The 15,096-nt window shown below is 63.8% G+C and carries 17 protein-coding genes and 1 pseudogene; 12 read left to right on the top strand and 6 right to left on the bottom strand.

What is annotated here, in order from left to right:
• Positions 1–31: 31 nt before the first annotated feature.
• The 12 genes and pseudogenes from ABXH26_RS02015 (at position 32) to ABXH26_RS01960 (ending at position 11,236) form a co-directional block, all read left to right on the top strand.
• The gene (locus ABXH26_RS02015; RefSeq protein ID WP_353565358.1) at positions 32–184 is read left to right on the top strand and encodes a hypothetical protein; all 153 of its coding nucleotides are present in this window, start codon (positions 32–34) and stop codon (positions 182–184) included.
• A gap of 189 nt (positions 185–373) precedes the next feature.
• Positions 374–2,928, top strand: a pseudogene (locus ABXH26_RS02010) (polynucleotide kinase-phosphatase).
• Between the two features lie 20 nt (positions 2,929–2,948).
• Positions 2,949–3,374, top strand: a complete 426-nt coding sequence (locus ABXH26_RS02005; RefSeq protein ID WP_353565357.1) for a hypothetical protein — start codon at positions 2,949–2,951, stop codon at positions 3,372–3,374.
• 127 nt (positions 3,375–3,501) lie between these two features.
• Entirely contained in the window at positions 3,502–3,918 is a 417-nt protein-coding gene (locus ABXH26_RS02000) for an Rrf2 family transcriptional regulator (RefSeq protein ID WP_353565356.1), read from the top strand.
• Between the two features lie 64 nt (positions 3,919–3,982).
• A complete protein-coding gene (locus ABXH26_RS01995) occupies positions 3,983–4,735 on the top strand; it encodes an SDR family NAD(P)-dependent oxidoreductase (RefSeq protein ID WP_353565355.1) in 753 nt (250 codons plus the stop codon).
• 415 nt (positions 4,736–5,150) lie between these two features.
• Positions 5,151–6,134 (top strand): coiled-coil domain-containing protein, encoded by a 984-nt coding sequence (locus ABXH26_RS01990; RefSeq protein WP_353565354.1) that lies wholly within the window; start codon positions 5,151–5,153, stop codon positions 6,132–6,134.
• A 123-nt stretch (positions 6,135–6,257) separates the two neighbouring features.
• Positions 6,258–6,701 carry a YkgJ family cysteine cluster protein gene (locus ABXH26_RS01985; RefSeq protein ID WP_353565353.1) on the top strand — a complete coding sequence of 148 codons (444 nt, stop codon included), beginning with the start codon at positions 6,258–6,260 and terminating at the stop codon, positions 6,699–6,701.
• Between the two features lie 53 nt (positions 6,702–6,754).
• Positions 6,755–7,285 carry a glutathione peroxidase gene (locus ABXH26_RS01980; RefSeq protein WP_353565352.1) on the top strand — a complete coding sequence of 177 codons (531 nt, stop codon included), beginning with the start codon at positions 6,755–6,757 and terminating at the stop codon, positions 7,283–7,285.
• A 43-nt stretch (positions 7,286–7,328) separates the two neighbouring features.
• Positions 7,329–8,597: a GDSL-type esterase/lipase family protein gene (locus ABXH26_RS01975; protein ID WP_353565351.1), complete on the top strand. Its 1,269-nt coding sequence runs from the start codon at positions 7,329–7,331 to the stop codon at positions 8,595–8,597.
• A gap of 68 nt (positions 8,598–8,665) precedes the next feature.
• Positions 8,666–9,184 (top strand): hypothetical protein, encoded by a 519-nt coding sequence (locus ABXH26_RS01970; protein WP_353565350.1) that lies wholly within the window; start codon positions 8,666–8,668, stop codon positions 9,182–9,184.
• Position 9,185: 1 nt separating this feature from the next.
• Positions 9,186–10,517, top strand: coding sequence for a Gfo/Idh/MocA family oxidoreductase (locus ABXH26_RS01965; protein WP_353565349.1), 1,332 nt, complete (start codon positions 9,186–9,188; stop codon positions 10,515–10,517).
• A complete protein-coding gene (locus ABXH26_RS01960; RefSeq protein ID WP_353565348.1) occupies positions 10,514–11,236 on the top strand; it encodes a hypothetical protein in 723 nt (240 codons plus the stop codon). Before ABXH26_RS01965 ends, ABXH26_RS01960 begins: the two co-directional genes overlap by 4 nt.
• Before the next feature lie 201 nt (positions 11,237–11,437).
• Here ABXH26_RS01960 and ABXH26_RS01955 read toward each other — a convergent pair whose 3' ends face one another.
• From ABXH26_RS01955 to ABXH26_RS01930, 6 genes are all read right to left on the bottom strand, one after another.
• Positions 11,438–11,962 carry a hypothetical protein gene (locus ABXH26_RS01955; RefSeq protein ID WP_353565347.1) on the bottom strand — a complete coding sequence of 175 codons (525 nt, stop codon included), beginning with the start codon at positions 11,960–11,962 and terminating at the stop codon, positions 11,438–11,440.
• Between the two features lie 155 nt (positions 11,963–12,117).
• Positions 12,118–12,669: a hypothetical protein gene (locus tag ABXH26_RS01950; protein ID WP_353565346.1), complete on the bottom strand. Its 552-nt coding sequence runs from the start codon at positions 12,667–12,669 to the stop codon at positions 12,118–12,120.
• Positions 12,670–12,694: 25 nt separating this feature from the next.
• Entirely contained in the window at positions 12,695–13,384 is a 690-nt protein-coding gene (locus ABXH26_RS01945) for a DUF2314 domain-containing protein (protein WP_353565345.1), read from the bottom strand.
• Between the two features lie 169 nt (positions 13,385–13,553).
• Positions 13,554–13,892 (bottom strand): hypothetical protein, encoded by a 339-nt coding sequence (locus ABXH26_RS01940; protein ID WP_353565344.1) that lies wholly within the window; start codon positions 13,890–13,892, stop codon positions 13,554–13,556.
• A 145-nt stretch (positions 13,893–14,037) separates the two neighbouring features.
• Positions 14,038–14,196 carry a hypothetical protein gene (locus ABXH26_RS01935; RefSeq protein ID WP_353565343.1) on the bottom strand — a complete coding sequence of 53 codons (159 nt, stop codon included), beginning with the start codon at positions 14,194–14,196 and terminating at the stop codon, positions 14,038–14,040.
• A gap of 364 nt (positions 14,197–14,560) precedes the next feature.
• Entirely contained in the window at positions 14,561–15,007 is a 447-nt protein-coding gene (locus ABXH26_RS01930) for a hypothetical protein (protein WP_353565342.1), read from the bottom strand.
• Positions 15,008–15,096 lie beyond the last annotated feature (89 nt).

Genomic DNA, 15,096 nt, shown 5'->3' with positions numbered 1-15,096 from the left:
CGATTCCTCCGACGCTCACACTGTTCCGACCGTGATCTTCGAACTCGAATTACCCGACGCCATCCTGCTCGAAGCGCAAGCCAAGGCCGCTCGACTGGGCATCACCCTTGATGAGCTGGTTGCCAGAGCCGTCAGGACCGAGATCGACACCGAACCGGATGCCGAGGCCATCGCGGCTGATTGATGCCCTTTGCAAATTAGACGATACCGCCCCGGACCTGATCATGATTCCCGGAAAGCGGATCACTCACCGGATCACACTCGTCATGACCGCGCCGCACGGCCGAAGCGACTTCAGTTTTCGTCCATTTCGACCCTTTCGTTGTTCCAAAAAACTCCAAGAACCCGCGCCCAAACCGCCTAGCTTGACCAAGTGACCCTCCGCCTCCCCGAGCTCTCCCTCGTCCTTCTGATCGGCCCGTCCGGATCGGGAAAGTCGTCGTTTGCCCGCAAGCACTTCCGCGAGACCGAGATCGTCTCGTCCGACACCTGCCGCGGCCTCGTTTCCGACGACACGAACGACCAATCCGTCACCGCCGAGGCCTTCGAGCTGCTCCATTTCATCCTCCGCCAGCGCCTCAAGCTCGGCCGCCTCAGCGTGGTCGATGCCACCAACCTCAACCCCGAGGACCGCGCCAAGCTGGTCGCCATCGCCCGCGAATTCCACTTCCTGCCGGCCGCCATCGTCTTCCGCATCGATGAAAAAACTGCGCCGAGCGCAACGCGGCCCGCCCCGATCGCGACTTCGGCCCGCACGTCCTTCCGCGGCAGTTCAAGCAGTTCCGCCGCGGCCTGAAAAACCTCAAGCGCGAGGGTTTCCGCCATGTCACCCATCTCCGCGGCCCTGAAGAAGTCGATGCTGTCACCGACATCGTCCGCGAGCCGCTGTGGAACAATCTCAAGCACGAAACCGGGCCCTTCGACCTCATCGGCGATGTCCACGGCTGCTACGGCGAACTCCGTACTTTGCTCGACCGCCTCGGCTACGTCTTCGAGGAAAACACCTCCCGCCACCCCGACGGTCGCCGCCTGATCTTCGTCGGCGATCTCGTCGACCGCGGCCCGGACTCGCCGAACGTCCTGCGCCTCGTCATGGCCTCGGTCGCCGCCGGCACCGCCTTCTGCGTCCCGGGCAACCACGACGTGAAGTTCCTCCGTTGGCTCAATGGCAAGAAGGTCCAGCCGACCCACGGCCTCGCCGACACCATCGCCCAGCTTGAAACGGACCCGCTCGACACCCGCGACCTCATCGCTTTCCTCGACGGACTCGTCAGCCACTACGTCTTCGACGCCGGCCGCCTCGTCGTCGCCCACGCCGGCATCCGCGAGGACATGCAGGGCCGCGGTTCCGGCCGCATCCGCGAGTTCTGCCTCTACGGCGACACCACCGGCGAGCGCGACGAATACGGTCTGCCCGAGCGCCTCGACTGGGCCCGCGACTACCGCGGCAAGGCGCTCGTCGTTTACGGCCACACTCCCTTCGCCGAGCCGCGCTGGCTGAACCACACGGTCAACATCGACACCGGCTGCTGCTTCGGCGGCGCGCTCACCGCCCTGCGCTATCCCGAGCTGGAAACGATCTCCATTTCCGCGGAGCGGCAGTATGCCGAGCCCGCCCGGCCGCTGCGGACGGACGCCGAAACCGAGGCCCAGCTCGCCCACGACCGCCTCCTTGATCTCGACGACCTCCTCGGCAAGCGCCAGGTCCACACCGCGCTCAAGCCCGCCGTCACCGTGCGCGAGGAGAACCTCCTCGCCGCCATCGAGGTGATGAGCCGCTTCGCCGTCGATCCGCGCTGGCTCATCCACCTGCCGCCGACCATGTCGCCCTGCGCCACCAGCGCGCTCGACGGTTGGCTGGAGCGCCCCGAGGAGGCCTTCGACTACTTCCGCCAGCAAGGCGTCGCCGAAGTCGTCTGCGAGGAAAAGCACATGGGCTCGCGAGCCATCGCCGCCGTCTGCCGCGAGCCGCAGGTGGCGATCGACCGCTTCGGCCTGCGCCACCCCGCCCGCGGGATCATCTACACCCGCACCGGCCGACCCTTCTTCAAGGACGAGTCCCTGCAAAACGGGCTGCTCGAGCGTCTCGCCACCGCCCTCGAAACCTCCGGCCTCTGGGACGAACTCGGAACCGACTGGCTCTGCCTCGACACCGAGCTGATGCCGTGGTCGATGAAGGCCCGCGACCTACTAGAGACGCAGTATGCCGCCGTCGGCTCCGCCGCCAGCGCCCACGCCGCCGCGCTCGACCACCATCTCGCCGAAGCCGCGCAAGCGCCCCATCTCGAAGCCGAATCCCGCACCGCCCTCGCCGCCCTGCAAACCCGGGTCGCCCCGCGCGCCGACCGCATCGACCGCTACCGCGCCGCCTACCGCCACTACTGCTGGGACGTCGTCGGCCTCGACGACCTCCGCCTCGCGCCCTTCCACTTCCTCGCCGGGGAAGGCGCCACCTTCACCGATCGCGACCACCCCTGGCACATGGCCCTCGCCGAGCGTCTCCAAGCCGCCGATGGCCAGCTTTTCCCCGCCACCCGCTGGCGGCGCGTCACGCTCGACGACCCCGACCAGGTCGCCGAAGCCATCCGCTGGTGGGAGGGCATGACCGAAGCCGGCGGCGAGGGCATGGTGGTCAAGCCGCTCGACTTCGTCGTCCGCGGCCGGCGCGGCCTCGTGCAGCCCGCCGTGAAATGCCGCGGCCGCGAGTATCTCCGGATCATCTACGGCCCCGAGTACGACGCCCCGGAAAACCTCGAGCGCCTCAAGCAACGCGGCCTCGGCCACAAGCGCTCGATGGCCGAACGCGAGTTCGCCCTCGGCCTCGAAGCCCTGACGCGCTTCACCGCCCGCCGCCCCCTGCGCGAAGTCCACGAATGCGTCCTCGCCGTCCTCGCGATGGAAAGCGAACCGGTCGACCCACGGCTCTGAAGGCAACCCTCCTCCCTCCCTTGACCCACGACGAAATCATCGCCAAGCTCCTCAAGGTCGAAGCTCTCTTCCACGGCACCGACGTTGCCGGAGAAAAGCAGGCCGCGCAGTCGGCCATGGACCGGCTGAACGCCCAGCTCGGCTCCGTGCCCGAGCCACCCGCGGAATATCAGTTCAGCCTGCCCGATCCCTGGAAGCGCAAACTCTTCCTTGCTCTCGTCCGTCGCCACGGGCTCAAACCCTACCGCTTGCCGCGTCAGCGCTACTCGACCGTCATGCTCAATGTCTCACGATCCCACCTCGACCGCGTTCTTTGGCCGGAGTATCTGGAGCTTTCGAAGCTCCTCGAAAAGTACCTCGAGGAAGCCACCACCGACATCATCAGCCGCGGAGTCCACGGAGACCTTTCGGAAGCCGCGGAGCAGCCGAATCTTCCTTCGATGTAGGAAAGCGAAACGCTGGAGATCCACAGCTACACGGGTCCGGCTGTCGAATCGTTCTCGGTTCGAACGAAATTTTTCCGGACGTTTCCCTTGCGGGCCGGTTTTTCTGTGACAAATAGAGTCACAAATCATGGCCGCCAACACCCAGTTCTCGATCGCCGTCCACCTGCTTGCAGGGCTCGGCTGTCAGCCGGACATGGAGGCGACCTCGTCCAGGCTGGCCGCCAGCGTCAACACCAGCCCGAGTTTCCTCCGCCGCACGCTGGCGAAGCTCTCGAAAGCCGGACTCATCCACACCACGACCGGCAAGGCCGGTTCCTGCCGCCTCGCCCGCAAGCCGAAAGACATCACCCTGCTCGACATCTACAAGGCGGTCGAAGCACCGCCCGCGTTCGCCATCCACCACTACCAACCGCAGAACGCTTGCTACGTGAGCTGCAACATCAAGGCCGCGCTCGAGTTCGCGTTGTCCAAGCCCCAACAGGCACTCGAAGCCTCGCTCGCCGGCATTTCCCTCGGCCAGATCATCCGCAAGCTGAAATCCTGACCCTTTCATTTGCTTATAATTGTTACTTTTACTGTAACCATAAACATCAGACCAAACCAACCGCATGAACACGCAATCAAAACTGGCCGGAAAGGCCGCCCTCGTCACCGGAGCTTCCAAAGGCATCGGTGCCGCCATCGCCAAGCAACTCGCCGCCGACGGCGCGTCGGTCATCGTGAACTACGCGACCGACCAAGCCGGTGCGGACCGCACGGTGGCCGCCATCACCGGGGCCGGAGGCAAGGCCCTCGCCATCCAGGCGAACATCGCGAAGCCCGACGAGGTCAGCCGACTGGTTGAGGAAAGCGCGAAGGCTTTCGGAAAACTCGACATCGTCGTCAACAACGCCGGCGTCTATCAGTTTGAGACCTTGGAAGAACTGACGCCGGAACAGTTTTACCGGAACTTCGACACCAATGTCCTCGGCCTGCTGCTCACCACCAAGGAGGCGGTCCGGCACTTTCCGGAAGAAGGCGGCAGCGTGATCCACATCAGCTCGGTCGTCGCCACCAAGGGCTTCGCGAACAACGCGATCTACAGCGCCACCAAGGGCGCTGTCGATGCCGCCACCCGCGCGCTGGCCGCCGAACTCGGCCCGCGCGGGATCCGCGTGAATGCGATCAGTCCGGGAATGGTTTCGACCGAAGGCTCGGCCGATTTTTCCACCGGCGAGATGGCGGACGGACTGGCGGCCATCACGCCGCTGCGCCGCATCGGCCAGCCCGAGGACATCGCGCCGCTGGCGTCCTTCCTCGCCTCGTCGGATGCCTCGTGGATCACCGGAGAAACCTACGCCGTCTCCGGCGGGTTCCGCTGATCGGACCTCGGGTGGGGCGCTGGAAACATCGGCGCCTCACCCACCGAACTCCTCCCGAATCGCGACAAGCAGCGCGTTGGCCTTTTCGCGGTCGGGCTCTTCGGGAAGGGCTCAGCGCGTCGTGCATGAGGAATCGATATCGACCTCGGGGTTCGGAGGAAACCCCGCAGAGCCCCGCGGAATCGGGAATCCCGCGCGTCGCGAGCCTGCGTGACGACCGGAAGAGCCTTGGTTTCCGGCCTCGGCGGGCCGCGATTTTTCTCCCGAACCACCTTTGTAAGAGTCTGATAACAAGACACCGGCAGCCCGCGAAACGCCCTCGTTCACCCGCATTCCAAAAACGGTGAACGTTTGTTTTTGCAGCGCGAGTAGTTAGACCGTAAACACGCTTCGGTTATCTTAACCTTTCGGAATCATGAGACACTACACCCGCACCGCACTCTTACTCACCCTGTTTTCCACCACCTTCTCCCCGTTCGCGATGGCGAACGACGAGGGGAGCCAAGCCGCTGACACCAGTCAGAAGACGCTCCTCGCCAGCTTCGACTCGCTGGCCGACACGCTGAACCACGCCAAGCAGCAGGTCACCCAGGCGGTGACCGAGCGCGACCACGCGCTGGCTGATCTGGCCGGCAGCCGGAAGCAGGTCGGCGAGCAGGAAAAGCAGATCGCCGAACTGAAAAAGCAGCTTCAGCAGAGCCAGCAACGCGCCGCCGAGTGGGAAAAACGCAGCAAGTCCCACGAGCAACTGGCCGCCGAGTGGAAATCGAAGGCCGAGCAGCTCGACCAGAAACTGGCCATCGGCCGTGAGGCGCACGAGCGGCTCGGGCAGTTCCGCGATCGGCTGAACAAGACGATGGAGGAATTCAACGCGCTGGAAGGCGAACTCGCCGGTTTGCGCGACTCGATGAAGGAGCCGCGCCAGCTCGCCGCGCTGAGCCAGGAAAACGAAGCGCTCAAGGCCCAGGCCGGGAAGTCCTCGAAGGAGATCGAGGCCGGCGCCGCAGCCCGCATTTCCCTGAAGAAGGAGCTCGACCAGCGCGACCACCAGCTGGCCGCCGCGCGCAAGGAAGTCGAGCAGCTCCGCCAACAGCAGTCCGAGCAATCGAAGCAGTCCGAGGTGGCCATGAAGGAAGCCTCCGACAAGCAGCAGGCCGCGCTGAGCAAGGCCGTGGAGGAAGCCAGCCAGGCCACCCGCGAGATGGATGCCGCCAAGCACCGCAGCGAAGTCGTCCTGCGCGAACTCGAGCAAACCAAGGGCCAGCTCAAGCAGGCCGCCGAGCGCCAGCAGCAGCTCGAAGCCAAGCTCCAGGAGAGCGACAAGGCGCTCAACTCCCTGCAGGCCCAGCTGAAGAAGCAGAGCGAGCAGCCGGCCGAGCAGGCCAGCACCGAGCCCTGATCGCGGCCAACGCTCCGATCCGATATCCCAGCCGCGCCGGATCCGTCCGGGGCGGCTTTTTCGTGCCCGGAAACGACCGGGACTTGCCCGGCCACGCGGTGCCGGCTAGCCCGGCGGCGGAGGATGAAACGCGATCCCGCCATCCAGCAGGCCATCCACGACGTGCGCGAGGTTTATGAAACCTGGAGCCGCCGGCCGCTCGTGCGCGACTGCACCGGGCGGGCCGATTGCTGCCGCTTCCGGCTGGTGGGCCATACGCCCTACCTGACCCGCGGCGAGGCTCTGGTGGCCGCCCGCGCCTGGCGTGCCGCCGGGCGGAAATCGCTCGACCTGTCGGCCGACGGCGCCTGCCCATTCCTCGATCCCGCCAGCGCCCGCTGCCGCATCTACGAGGGCCGCCCGTTCGGCTGCCGCACGCATTTCTGCCCCGCCGCCGGTGGCCCGGCGCGCCGCGATGAGGTGCGCGACCTGATCCAGCGGCTGGAGGAAATCGACCTCCGCCTCGGTGGCGACGGCCCGGTCAGCCTGCCGGTCGCCGTCGGCCGGGCGCTGCGCGAGTGGCGGTAGCTCGTGAGGACCCCACCTTGCGCCCGGCGGGATTGCGCCTACGCTTGGCCCCGATGAAACGACTTCTCAGTCTCGTGGCGGCGCTTGCGTTGCCCGCCGCCGCCGCGGATCTCACCGAGATCCCCTTCAACACCATCGACGGCAAGGCGACCTCGCTGGCCGACTACAAGGGCAAGGTGGTGATGGTGGTCAACACCGCCTCGAAGTGCGGCCTCACGCCGCAGTACGAAGCCCTCGAGAAGATCTACGAAAAATACAAGGACCGCGGTTTCGTGATCCTCGGCTTCCCGTGCAACGACTTCGCCAGCCAGGAGCCGGGCACCGCCGATGAGATCAAGACTTTCTGCAAGACCAAGTATGACGTGACTTTCCCGCTCATGGAAAAGGTCCACGTCCGCGGCCAGGACCAGCACCCGCTCTACGCCACGCTGACCCACGAGAAGGGCCTGTTCCCCGGCGATGTCTCGTGGAACTTCGGCAAGTTCATCATTTCGAAAGACGGCGAGGCCGTGGCGCGTTTCGATCCCCGGACCAAGCCCGACGACCCGGAGGTCATCGCCGCCATCGAAAAGCAGCTCAAGTAAGGCGGCGCGTCGCTCCCCGGGCGGGTTCGAAATCTGCCCGGCCATGCTTCGTTTCCTGCCCCTCCTCGCCGCCCCGCTCCTCGCCGCCGAACCGCCCGCCCCGCTCGCCGGCTGGGTCCACGATGACCAGGCCGACCCGCCCGAGCCCGGCGCCGTCGTTTTCATCGGCAGCTCCAGCATCCGCCGCTGGGAGTCGCTGACGCGGGACTTCGGCGATTACCGCATCGTCCAGCGCGGCTGGGGTGGCTCGTGGTTGCGGGAAATGGACGAGGCCGCGCCCTTTATCGTGTTTCCTTACAAACCCTCGGCCGTCGTCATGTGGGCCGGAACCAACGACCTCTCCAACGGCCAGTCCGCCGAGCAGGTCCACGCCGACTTCCTCGCCTTCCACCAGCTGCTGCGCCAGCGCCTGCCGGAAACACCGTTTCTTTTCCTCGGGGCCACCCGCACCCTCGCCAACAGCTCCACCACCGAAGCGCGCGAAACCTCCAACCACCTGATCCGCCAGGAGCTCGAAAAGGACCCGCACGGCCACTTCGTCGAGCTGCCTGCATTCTTCAATGGCCTGTCTGAAGAGCGGCTGCGGCAGATCTACGTCGATCCCATCCACCTCAACCGCGACGGCTACGCCGAGTGGCTGAAGATCGTCCGCCCGGCCCTCGAAGCCGTGCTGCCGCCGAACCGCGGCGAGTTCGACGCCTCCCGCTCGCCCAAGGCCGGCACCGCCATGGTGTTCGACTTCGGCCCGGCCGGCGCCACCCCGGCCGCCGGCGAACTCCGCTGGAACCACTGGCAGCCCGCGCCGCCCGATCACACCCTGCTCGCCGGCCAGCATGTCGCCGGGCTCGTCGATACCACCGGCCAGCCGCTCGCGCTCTCGATCACCCTTACCGGCGACTTCCGCACCAGCACGGAGGGCGATCCACGGCCGGATCCCGACCTGCTCGGAGCCCTCGCCGACCCCGCCGCCACCGGCGATTCGTTTTTTTCCACCGCCGACAACCGCTGGGAACAGGCCAGCGACGACCTGGCCGGCTCCTTCGTCATCGAGGGCCTCGATCCCGCGCTGCCCTGCACCCTGCGGTTCTTCGGCAGCGGCGGAAACGACGAGTCGGTCACCGAGTTCCGCGTCTTCGGCGCGGGGGCAAAGCTCGCCTCCGTCAGCACCGGCCGCGGCTCCGGCGGGCTGGCCGTCGTTTCCGGAATCCGGCCGGATCGCTTCGGGCGGGTGTTCGTCGATCTCACCCTGGCCGCCGGCGACCGCGCCTCGATCAATGCCCTCGAGCTGCGGGTGGGTCGCCCGGGCGAGTGACAGAACTTGCCACCTTCGGTGAGAGACTTCGCGCAAGGGGTGCGTAGGATCGCCGTCACAGCTGCCACATGAAAGACGACGAACCAAAGTCCGACACCCTCGCCCTCGCCCTCGGTGCCATCCTCGCCCGCCTCTGGCTGGCGGTGAGGGCCATCCAGACCGGCCTTGAAAAATACGCCGGCACCAAGATGTCCGAGACCGCCGTGGAAATCGACGGCCAGCCCAACAGCTACGGCCTCACCGATGCCGCCGCCACCAAGAGCTACGCCGCCGACCATTACCACGGCGTGCCCGCCGCGCTCTACGACAAGTTCGCCCACGAGCCGCTGATGGCCGAGTGGGCGCTGAAAATCTACGACAAGGTGCTCGGCCCGGCCCTGATCCTGCTCGGCCTCACCATCCTGCTCGGCGTCGCCAGCCGGCTCTCGCTGTTCGCCCTCGGCCTGCTTTACATCAGCCTCACCTGGGGCCTGATCCTCATCCGCGAGGACTCCGGCGTCGCCTGGCTCGCCGCGCACATGATCCTCATCGTCGCCGCCCTCGCCCTGGTCCGCTACGATCGCGTCCGCATCCTCAAGAAGTGGTAACATGAACGCACCCCTCAACCGCCGCAATTTCCTCGTCCGCTCCGCCGGGGCGGGCCTGGTCCTCGGTGCGCCCGCCATTCTCAAGGCCGCCGAGAGCCCGAACAACCAGGTCAACGTCGCGCTCGTCGGCTTCGGCAAGCAGGGCAAGGTCCTGTTCGAGGCCATGCAGAACATTCCCGGCCTCCATTTCCAGGCCGTCTGCGACATCTGGGACTACAACCTCAAGGCCGCCATGGCCAAGTGCCGCGCCCGCCAGGGATCGCTGCCCAAGGGCTACACCGACATCGACGAGATGCTCGCCACCGAGAAGGGCCTCGACGCCGCCATCGTCGCCACGCCCGACTTCTGGCACTCGCCGCACACCGTGAAATGCCTCGAATCCGGCATCAACGTCTACTGCGAGAAGATGATGTCGAACACCATCGATGGCGCCCGCGAGATGGTCCGCGCCATGGAGCGCACCGGCAAGCTCTGCCAGATCGGCCACCAGCGCCGCTCGAACCCGCGCTACCTCTACACCCTCCACGAGCTCATCGAGCGGAAAAAGATCTGCGGCCAGATCGTCAACATCAACGGCCAGTGGAACCGCGCCGTCACCTCCTCGCAGGACATCGGCTACAATCCCAAGCTCACCATCCCCGAGGAAACCCTCCACAAGTACGGCTTCAAAAACATGCACCAGTTCATGAACTGGCGCACCTACCGCGACCTCTCCGGCGGACCCATCTCCGACCTCGGCGCGCACCAGATCGACATCTACAACTGGTTCCTCGGCACCTCCCCCACCGCCCTCTACGCCACCGGCGCCCACTCCTTCTTCAAGGAGCGCGAACACTTCGACAACGTCATGGTCCTCTTCGACTACGACACGCCGCAGGGCCTCGTCCGCGCCTTCTACCAGGTCCTCACCACCACCAGCGCCGGCGGCGGCTACTTCGAGTCCTTCATGGGCACCGAGGCCACCATCGACATCTCCGAGCGCTCCGCCTACACCAACATCTACCGCGAGTCCTCCGCCCCCTCATGGGACGAGCTCGTGGCCCGCGGTTTCCTGAAAAAAGGAGCTGCCGCCGCCCCGCCCAAGTCCGATGGCGGCGATGCCATCAAGTCCTACGAATCCGCCGCCCCGGAAGTCTACCAACTCCCCGGCGAGCTCAACAAACCGCCCCACCAGCCCCACCTCGAAAACTTCTTTGCCTCCGTCCGCGGCGAGGCGAGCCTCAACTGCGACGCCCGCCACGCCTTCGAAAGCGAGGCCCCGATCTACTGGGTCAACCCGTCCGCCATCGAGAAACAACGCATCGAACTCACTCCCGAACACCTGTCCGTATGAAACCACTGAAGCTCCTCTTCGCCGCTCCGCTCGCCCTCGCCCTCGCCTCCTGCGGCGGTGGCGATGACACCTCCGCCGACTCCGGCTCCGCCTCCTCGCCCGGCGGCACTCCCGGCGGCGTCCCGCTCGTCACCCAGCTGCCGCCCGAACTCATCGAGGGCACGCCCAAGCCGATCAAGGTCCCCAACCTCGAACAGGCCCCCACCGAGGCCCCCACCTTCCTCGTCCCCGAGGGCACCGAGCTGCTTTCCGCCGGGAAAACCGTCACCTCCAGCGATGACTACCCGCTCATCGGCTCGCTCGACCTCATCACCGATGGCGAAAAGCAGGCCGGCGAAGGCTACTTCGTCGAAATCGTCAACGGCCTCCAGTGGGTCCAGATCGACCTCGAACAGGAAGCCGACATCAACGCCGTTTACGTCTGGCACTTCCACTCCCAGAAGCGCGCCTACAACGACGTCATCGTCCAGATCTCCGACGACCCCGAGTTCAAGGAAGGCGTCACCACCGTCTTCAACAACGACTACGACAACTCCGCCGGCATGGGCCAGGGCTCCGACCGCCCCTACGTCGAAACCCGCTTCGGCAAGGTCATCGACGGCCAGGGCACCAAGGGCCGCTACGTCCGCCTCTACTCGAACGGCAACACCTCCGACGACATGAACCACTACATCGAAGTGGAAGTCTTCGGCAAAGCCCTCGGCGCCGAAACGCCCTGACGCGGCCCCTCACCCATCCTCCAGCCCGCCCCGGAACCCCGGCGGCGGGCTTTTTGTTGGGCACAATCCCGTCGGTTCGGCATCCCTCGGGAGGCAATCGATCTTCATGACGCCGATCCAGGCCCACAGCTGAGATTCACTCCCACAAACGATTCCAAATAATCCGCCTTTTGCCGCGAACCCACTCCCACAGGCCGTCGCTCATTTCTCCTCTTCGACCGGGCGCACGACAACCCAGTCTTTGGCTTGCGGTCTGCCCATCACGACCCGCCGGCGGGGCAGAGGTGCCACTTCCTTGAGTCGCTCCCTACCCAACGCTTTGTTGATCGCTTCACATTGGGCGTCCGTCAGCATCCTATCGAGATGAAATTCCTCCTCGTGCTCGGTCAGACGAAAACCCTCCAGCACGACCAGAGCCTTGACCACGGTTCTCACCTGCTCGGCGCTGTAGGGTGCCGGCAAAACCAAGGAAGTCTGGATCTTGAGCACCGCCTCGGAGGATACCACTACGGGTTTGCCGGTGAATTTCGCGAACAATTCGAGAAGGTCTTCAAAGGTCAACTTTGGCATGACAATGTCCTGCTTGAACCTCAGCTCCGCAGGCTCGTCGGCAAAAGTCGGGCCCACCATCATGAGAAGCAGGATTGAAAGACCCGTTTTCAGGTTGAAGGATCGTTTTCGGGCATCCTCTCGGGCTTTCATTTTTTCAGACTTGTAGAGCTTCATCGGTTTTTCAGGCCTCCAATCTTTCTCTCATTTGCTCGATCCGGGACCTGATTTTCACGTGAAGATCCACAAGCTGATCTAGGCGCGAATTGTCGTACGTCGAAAGCCGGGTACCCGTTACTGGGAGCGACAGCAGGATTTAAAATACAGGTTGCTCACTTGGCCTCAAGCTCCGACTCGGAGGGAGCAGCGGGGATGAGTGCGCCAACTCGTTCGACATTCTCCGTTCCCAGCTTCCTTACATCGAGGAAACCAGACAGATCGAGCCTGGCATACTCCGCTTCCGATAGGAGTGCGGTGGTACCATCCGCGAACGCTACTGCATGGGTGAATGGAGCTCTTCCCAACCGCTTCTCGGGGACGTTGTCGAAGGCTTTGTCGCAAACAGCCACCAACTGACGGTCTTCTCCCGTCAACTGCCGGGCGACGAGCACGGTTCCACTCCCTAGCCAACTCAGTCCACTCAGACTGGAAAAAGACTCTCGATCGGACTTGGACATCGTCGCTGGGTCGAGGGGAAGCCTTTCCTCATACAATGCAGACCAGAGGCGCTCTCCGGCGGAACGACATGCACTCAGCGCTGCAGTGTTCCCTCCGCAGTTCGTTGTCTTCACGCTGAGCAGAACAGCAACCGCTCCCCCAATCAATGCAAGCGTGATCACCGCTCCCACACCAATTGGGAGGTATCGATGGTGGATATCAGGCATTTTGTCGTCGAAGGGCTGGCACGCGCTACCGGGGGCGCGGCTCCGATTCAGATTGAGGTTTGTCGCCACCCTTGCGAATCCTCGGGTTGTCCAGCGCTGCCTTGTATGCCTTTGTTAGTCTTTCGATTGCGATGATGTGGTCGGGGTGGAAGCACAGCTCTGCTCCGCTTGAAACTGCTTCGTGGAACTGCGGATCGTTGTCCAGAATACCCTTCCAGTGTCCGTCACAATCCTCCTTCGCGATTACCCACATGCGTTCGCAATCGTAGTCCTTTGGTTCCTGTCCCTCTGGGATGAATGAGAACATCAGCTTCACGAAATCGCCTTCCTTGATCCCCATGCGTTCGTCCTCCGGCGGGATCGAGAAGGTGTCTGGAAAAATCTTCGCCAGTTCAGCAGCGTTATCGAGGTAAAAGCCGTGCTTCGCGTATGTGGGATAAGGATGGCTCAATGAACGGTTCCATGAATCGCCCGGATTAGCGCGGATAGCCCGCCATCCACACTCTAGGTCGTGTAGGTCGCCAATCGACGGATCGCGCTCGTAGATCTCTTCGAGTGCGACGAGGGCAGGTTCGCCTGTGTCTGCGGCGTGGAACTGCCAAGCACCATCCTCGTAATCGTGGTAAACCTCCAAGATCGGAGATCCGCCCAGAACTGCGTGCGTTGTGAAGCAGGCAACGTTACGCGCTTCGTCGAATGGCCAGTCGTCAGGCATTATATCTTGGCACAACGTCTGAGAACAGGCGGCCCCGACACCCATGGCGGCGCTCCGATTCTCGTTGCCGGATGGAACCACCAAAAGTGCAACGCAACAAGGCCGCTGTGAGAGGTCGCCCTGCTTCGGCTTGTTCGGCATTGTTGGATTCGCCGCTGCTGGGCGAAGTTCACGGTCGCTTTGTGAGTGGGATCGTCAGTGGGAACTTTGGATCGCCCTCAGAGTTCTGACCGAGGTATCGAATCCCCTGCGGGTCATCCCACGTCACGATGATTGAGTGCCAACCGCCGCGACGAACCCTCTTAGGCGGAATCTCAGCGCGCCCCTTGGCATCAGTCACTCCTTGCAGAAGGGCTGGCGCCGAAACATAACTTACCCAGACTTCAGCACCTTCGATCGGCGCGCCATCGGGGCCTACTGCAATCACCCGACCTCCTCGCAAAAAGAGGTGCCACGCGCTCAGGCCAATCAGCATGGCCAATGTGATGCCGCAAATGACCTTGTTCATTTTCAGCCGATTGAGGTAGGGACGCCGGTCATCCGGCGCCCCCCTCGCAGATCCCGGCGTGCGGAATGACCGCACCGGGCTCCTCGGATGGACGCGCTTCGATTCCGCGACGCCGTTGGTTTCTGTTTCTGACTTCATCGTTTACTCATGCTCTCCCGGCTTGTCGAGCCTCCCGCCAGCTCCAGGGTAACGGGGTTTCCACAATCTTCGGCCGCGGCATCTTCCACCGCTCCCAGGCCTCGGCAAACTCCGCCCAGGTGAAGCTGCGCTGCTGGCTGCGGCGGTTCCACCATTTGAAGGCCAAGCGCCGGACCTGGTGCAGCAGTTGTCACAAACGCACCGAGTTCCCGATCACTCCGAAGTAGTGGCTGCGAACGACGGCTTTCACCGTAAAAGCGCCCATGCTTCGCCGCGTTTCCGGAAACCCCGCTCCACCGGCGACTCGCACCTCTCCCGGCGCGGGCGAATCCCGGAGCGATTCGCCCCGCGGCCCCCGCGGAGGTCGTCAAACGGCCATCCGCCGCCACCCGATCACGGCAAGTCGTTGACCCACAGACGCGGATTGAAACCGCAAGAGCGATAGCCACACCGCCCGCCCAACCCGCCTGGGCCCGTTCAACAACCGATAACTTCGGGGCTACCGCCCGAAGCTATCTTTGGGGTTCGACCTATTTTCTTATACTGCTGATTTCCATTCGCTCTTTGGTCACCCTCACCGGTCGCGTCTTGGGAACCACAATGCAGATTGTTTGCCTTTGAAGCCGTGCCCCTTCGAACGGATCGCCGAATGAATCAAAGTAGCGAAGGAAAAAGTAAATCGTGTGCCCCCCAAATTCTTTATATCCTCCCTCATGTGAAATTGAGACCTCAGAATAGAGCTCCCCTCGAATCTTATCAAATTCTTTGTCCGGAATGGATATCTCGCGACCAAAAGCAGAGATACTCACCGATTCAATTCCTCCCCGGGGAGACTTAATTACGATTCTGACGTTGCCAGCTATGTCGGACAATCCCCGGACATCCGCAGAACCAAGCGGGAGAGCGATCTCCTCCGAACAGAGCACAACGCCAACGGTAGCCCATGTAACCGCGATTATCTTGAATAAATTGTTCATGGTTTCTGCCAGACCCTATGGTGCGACTTGAGGCAGTCGGGCGCCTCCGGGGTGGGTTGAAGGTGGGAAAGGAGGTGTCGTGGCTGGTT

This window comes from Haloferula sargassicola, from assembly GCF_040362925.1.
GTDB classification, from domain to species: Bacteria; Verrucomicrobiota; Verrucomicrobiia; order Verrucomicrobiales; family Akkermansiaceae; genus Haloferula; species Haloferula sargassicola.
Note: the sequence above shows the minus strand (reverse complement) of the source record. Positions and strands in the feature narration are given on the sequence as shown.